Annotated in this window: 4 protein-coding genes and 1 pseudogene; 2 read left to right on the top strand and 3 right to left on the bottom strand. The window is 71.1% G+C overall.

Annotated elements, in window-relative coordinates; all coding sequences use genetic code 11:
- Window positions 1-100 precede the first annotated feature (100 nt).
- Window positions 101-1018, bottom strand: a pseudogene (locus PV721_RS41070) (glycoside hydrolase family 16 protein); the annotation flags it as partial.
- A gap of 284 nt (window positions 1019-1302) precedes the next feature.
- Window positions 1303-1521 (bottom strand): hypothetical protein, encoded by a 219-nt coding sequence (locus PV721_RS41065; RefSeq protein ID WP_319733644.1) that lies wholly within the window; start codon window positions 1519-1521, stop codon window positions 1303-1305.
- A gap of 269 nt (window positions 1522-1790) precedes the next feature.
- Between PV721_RS41065 and PV721_RS41060 the strand changes: the two genes are divergently transcribed.
- A complete protein-coding gene (locus PV721_RS41060; protein WP_319733642.1) occupies window positions 1791-2039 on the top strand; it encodes an acyl-CoA carboxylase subunit epsilon in 249 nt (82 codons plus the stop codon).
- Between the two features lie 50 nt (window positions 2040-2089).
- Here the strand turns inward: PV721_RS41060 and PV721_RS41055 are convergent, their stop codons facing one another.
- Window positions 2090-3727 (bottom strand): FAD-dependent monooxygenase, encoded by a 1638-nt coding sequence (locus tag PV721_RS41055; protein ID WP_319733640.1) that lies wholly within the window; start codon window positions 3725-3727, stop codon window positions 2090-2092.
- A 275-nt stretch (window positions 3728-4002) separates the two neighbouring features.
- On the opposite strand from PV721_RS41055, the gene PV721_RS41050 reads away from it, so the two are divergent.
- Window positions 4003-5100: a SchA/CurD-like domain-containing protein gene (locus PV721_RS41050; protein WP_319733638.1), complete on the top strand. Its 1098-nt coding sequence runs from the start codon at window positions 4003-4005 to the stop codon at window positions 5098-5100.
- Window positions 5101-5143 lie beyond the last annotated feature (43 nt).

The following is a 5143-nucleotide window of genomic DNA, read 5'->3' as shown; positions in this document are numbered from 1 at the left end:
TCGTGTTCTTTTCTCTTTTGCTTTCTTTTTTTTTTTAAGCAAAAGACCGCATACCAGATTTCTTCCTTGCCCCTTGGGCCGGGGATGTGTATAAGAGACAGACCATGGCGTGGCCGGGCTGGGTGCCCGCGTCGGGCCCGCCGCCGAAGGCGTCGGGGAAACCGCCGCCCATGGCGACGTTCAGGATGATGAAGTAGCCGTGGTTCGTGGCGTTGGTCCAGGTGGTCGCGTCCACCTGGTTCGCCCGTACGGTGTGGAAGTTGAGGCCGTCGACGTAGAAGCGCATCTCCTCGACCGCGGTCGAGCGGTCCCACTCCACGGCGTAGGTGTGGAAGCCGCCCTGGCAGCTCGTGCCCGGGCAGACGTGCTGGCCGCCGATGCCGGACGTCTCGTTGCAGGGTCCGCCGGGGGTCGTTCCGCAGTGCACGGTGGCCCAGACGTTGTTGATGCCCTGGACGTTCTCCATGATGTCGATCTCACCGATGCCGGGCCAGTTCCACCAGTTGCCGCGGTACGGGGCTCCGAGCATCCAGAACGCCGGCCAGTAGCCCTTGGCCGCAGGGCCCGTGACGTTCGGCATCTGGATGCGCGCCTCGGTGCGGAGCGTGCCGCCGGCCGGGGGCTCGAAGTCGGACCGCCTGGTCTCGATCCGGCCGGACGTCCAGTTGCCGGCGGCGTCCCGCCGCGGCGTGATGCGCAGGTTGCCCGCGCCGTCGAGGGAGACGTTGGAGGGGTCGGCGGTCATCGTCTCGATCTCGCCGGTACCGAAGTTGGCGGGTCCGCCGGGGTAGCTGGTGCCCGTGGTGTACTGCCAGTCGGTGGTGTTCACCCCGGATCCCGCGGCTCCGTCGAAGTCGTCCAGGAACACGCGGGACCAGCCGGCCGGGGTGGGGGGAGCCGCGGCGCTCGCGGGCAGCGCGATGCCCGCGGCGGCCGCCGCGACCACGGTGATCGTGCCGAGCGCGGCCAGGACGGCCCGCCGGACCGTCGGTCGTCTCCTGCCGGATATCTCACGCATGGGTGCCCTCTCTGAAGCGCCGTGAGGCGCGGTGCGGGGGAAGAGCCGGAGGTCCGCCGCCTTGAGAGCGCTCTCAGGACGACGCCGCTGGACACTGTGCTCCCCGCCTTCGCGGTCGTCAAGAGGTAGAACCGGCAAAGCCCCCAAGGGCAGGGGGAGTTCAAAGAGTGAACACACTGCGGGCGCCGATCTCCGCCGCGGGGGTCGCCGGCCGGGCCGGGGCCAGGGCACAGGACGGTGCCGGCGACGGACGGAGATCACCCGTGCGGTCCAACCCGTCGCGCTCAGAAGGGCGGACCGAGCACCTCCTCGGCTCCCGGCAGGTCGTGGACGTCGGCCGCCGTCCCGGTCAAGGGCAACAGCCCGGACAGCGGGCACTCCACGGGCATCTCGTGGTCCACCTCCCACTGGCCGGCCGTGTTCCCGCCGGAATGGTCCGTGATGCAGACGGCGTACAGCCGGCCGGCGCAGCCCCGGCACAACAGGGGCCCCTGGGCGGTCACGGGCGGCCCCGTCGGGTGGCCCCGGCCGGGCGGGCGCCGCGCTGCGGGCGGCACGTCCCCGGAGTGCCGGGTCCGCCGTGCGCTTGTAGCGTCGGTCGGGACAGGAGTCCTGGTGATCCGACAGGAGTCCACCGGCCGGTTCGCACACGCGGAACACGTCCCGTCAGCGCGCCGAGCCACCCGTGTGCCGCCCGTGTCGGCGCAGAGCCGGTCCGCCCCTCGTGCCGCGGCCGGGCGCACGCGCAGCCCCCGTGAGAGAGGCCGTGCCGATGTCGAACGATGTCCCGATAGCGAGCCTGCTGCGTGTGGAGAGGGGCGTTGCCGCCCCGGAGGAACTGGCCGCGCTCGCGGTCGTCGTCGCGTGTTACGCCCACCGGAACTCCCTTGACCGCGACCGTGGCCGGGGCGGAGACCGGGCGCGCGGTGCGGCGGGCGGTGGCATCGCCTCCGTAGCCGGCCGCCGCCGTACCTTCCGGCCCGACGCCGGCTGCTGGGCGAACTGCTGGGCCTGTCGCTGAACCCCTTCCGCCGGCCGCGTGCACGGCCGGCGGTAGGGGGGACGAAGTGGTCACGCCCGACGCAGCACCGTCGAGAGGACCTCGTGCAGAGTCGCCCGGGGATCGGCGACCGCGCCCTCCGAGCGCCAGGCCACGAAGCCGTCCGGCCGTACGAGCACGGCGCCCTCGGTGCTCATCGCGTGGACCTCGCTCCAGTCGGAGCCGCTGCCGTCCTGGACCAGGTCGGCAACCGGGCCGGAGCCGATGGTGTAGGCGTCCAGCCGCACCGGCATCTGCTCCGCCACCTGTTGCGCGGCCGCCTGCCACGGTGACCCCGTGCCGCTGAGCAGCACGAAGGAGCGCTCGTACAGGTCCAGCGTGGAGATCCGCTCACCCGCCCGGGTCAGCCACATGTGCGGGGCCCGGGTCCCGGTGTCGCCGACCATGCGCATCGTCTCGGGGATGACGGGCCGGCCCGGCTCGGCGCCGACGAGGGCGCCCTGCGCGTAGGCGTAGCCCATGGCCGTGGTGAGCACCCCGCTGCCCGGCCCGCCGCCCATGGTGGGCGGGGGCGCGTACCCCGGGTGGCTGTGCTCAGCCGAACGGGCCGAAGCCCGCTCGCTGGTGGCCCTGGCGACCGGCAGCCGCTCGGCCTCGTAGGTCTCGAGCAGCTCGATGCCGGCCGATCCGTCCAGCACCGCGGCGATCTTCCACGCCAGGTTGTGCGCATCCTGGATGCCCGTGTTGGAGCCGAAGGCCCCGGTGGGGGACATCTCGTGGGCCGCGTCCCCGGCGAGGAACACCCGACCGGACGAGTACCGCTCGGCCACCCGTTCGGCGGCATGCCACGGCGCCTTGCCGCCGATCTCCACGTCCAGGTCGGGTACGCCGATCGCGTCGCGGATCTGGTCCACGCACCGCTCGTCGGTGAAGTCCTCCAGGGTCTCGCCCTGCTCCGGGTGCCACGGGGCGTGGAAGACCCACTGGGTCTTGTTGTCCACCGGCAGCAGGGCCCCGTCCGCCCCCGGGCGCATCAGGTAGCAGACGATGAACCGCAGGTCGCCCAGCACTTCGACGAGCCGCTCCGAGCGGAAGGTGACGCTGACGTTGTGGAACAGCTCGCCGTTACCCGTCTGGGGGATCCGGAGCTGTTCCCTGACGGGGCTGCGCGGCCCGTCCGCGGCGATCAGGAAGTCCGCGCGCACTGTGCTGTGCTCGCCCGTCAACCGGTCCTTCACCACCGCGTTCACTCCGGTGGCGTCCTGGTCGAAGCTCATCAGTTCGGTGGAGAACCGCACGTCCGCGCCCTGCGCGCGGCTCTGCTCGGCCAGCACCGGCTCGATGTTGTTCTGGCTGCACAGGCACCATCCGGTCGGGCTGAAACGGGCGATCGCCCCCGACGGATCGATCGACTTGATCAGCCAGTTGTGGTCGCTGCGGTCGGTCAGTGAACCGGCCTGCAGAATGCCCTGAATACCCTCCAGTACGGACGCCGCCTGGCGGATCGCGCGCTCCGCCCCTGCCGTGCGGAACAGCTCCATCGTCCGGGCGTTGATGCCGCGGCCTCGCGGGTGCGGGGACGTACCGGAGTGCTTCTCGACGAGCAGGTGCCTCACTCCGTGGCGGCTCAGGAAAAGCGAGGTGGACAGGCCCACGAGGGAGCCGCCCACGACGAGAACCGGTACGCGAACATCGGCGTTGTCTTCCATCAGCTGCGGGCTCCTGTTTTCTGTGTGGGGGAGTGGAGTCTTTATGCCCCCGATCCGGGATCAGGCCCAGTTGATTCGCCGGTTGTCACCCGCTTGATCCGGACATGTAGCGGTACGTCGCCACCCGGATGACGATGAGCGACAGCGGCTCCCCCTGAGACGCGCCGGCCTGCCGCTCCCCATGGAGGCGGCCGCCGGCCCGGGCGGACGCCACCGGTGACGGACGAGGGGTCCGTACGCGATGGGTCTCCACCCCCTCATGAAGGAGTGAGTAGATGACAACCACCCTGTCCGAACGGGTGTCGCAGTCAGCCTTCGACGGCTCCATGCTCCGGGTCGTCCTGCTGATGGATCTCCACGAGGGGGCCCAGCAGCAGTTCTTCGAGGCGTACGAACAGCTCCGCCACGACATCGCGTCGGTTCCGGGCCACATCAGCGATCAGCTGTGCCAATCCTTCGAGGACCCGTCGCAGTGGCTCATCACCAGCGAGTGGGAGAGCGCCCCGCAGTACCTCGCATGGGTCAACAGCGAGCACCACGCCGAACAGGTGAAGCCGCTCGGCGCGTGCGCGCGCAACATGCGCCCGCTCAAGTTCACCGTCCTGCGGGAGACCGGCCGCGGCTACGACCAGGCGGCCCGCCCGATCACGGCGCGCCTGCAGGCCACACCCCGGCTGGGCGCCGGAATCGTGCGCCACGCCCTCACCTTCACCGTCAAGCCGGGCAGCGAGAAGGAGGTCGCGGGCATCCTCTCGAGCTACGCCTCCCCGGCCGCCCGCGTCGACGCCCACACCCGCCTGTGCCGCACCTCGCTCTTCATGCACGGCAACCGGGTCGTCCGGACGGTGGAGGTCCAGGGCGACCTGGTGACGGCCCTGCGACACGTCTCCGAGCAGCCCGAGGTGCGCGCCGTGGAGGAGGCGATCAACCCCTACCTCGAACAGGACCGGAACCTGAACGACCCGGAATCCGCGCGCATGTTCTTCATGCGTGCCGCGCTCCCGGCGGTCCACCACATCACCGCACCGGAGTCCGACTCCGCCGACGTGCAGCGGCACGCGCTGTTCTACGCGGCCAAGCCCGGCTGCGGCGTGGCGCTCGCCAAGTTCCTCGCCCGGCAGGACGAGGCGGCCGCGCACCGCCCGAAGAGCCCCGTACGGAGCAGCAGCATCTTCCAGCGTGACGACATCGTCGTCCGCCTCATCGACGTGCGCGGCCCGCTGGACGCCCAGCCCGACATCACCTTCGGCGTCTTCGGCCCGCGCAAGGCGGCGGTGCTCGCCCGGCTGACGGACGCGCCCGGCGGGCGCGTCCGCCCCGCGCACCACACCATGGACCTGATCACCGACCGCCGGGCAGCCGCGCAGTCCTGATCCCGCCGGGGAATCCATCCGGAGCGCCACCCCTCTCCACCCC

Source organism: Streptomyces sp. MB09-01 (assembly GCF_033794505.1).
GTDB lineage: Bacteria > Actinomycetota > Actinomycetes > Streptomycetales > Streptomycetaceae > Streptomyces.
Note: the sequence above shows the minus strand (reverse complement) of the source record. Positions and strands in the feature narration are given on the sequence as shown.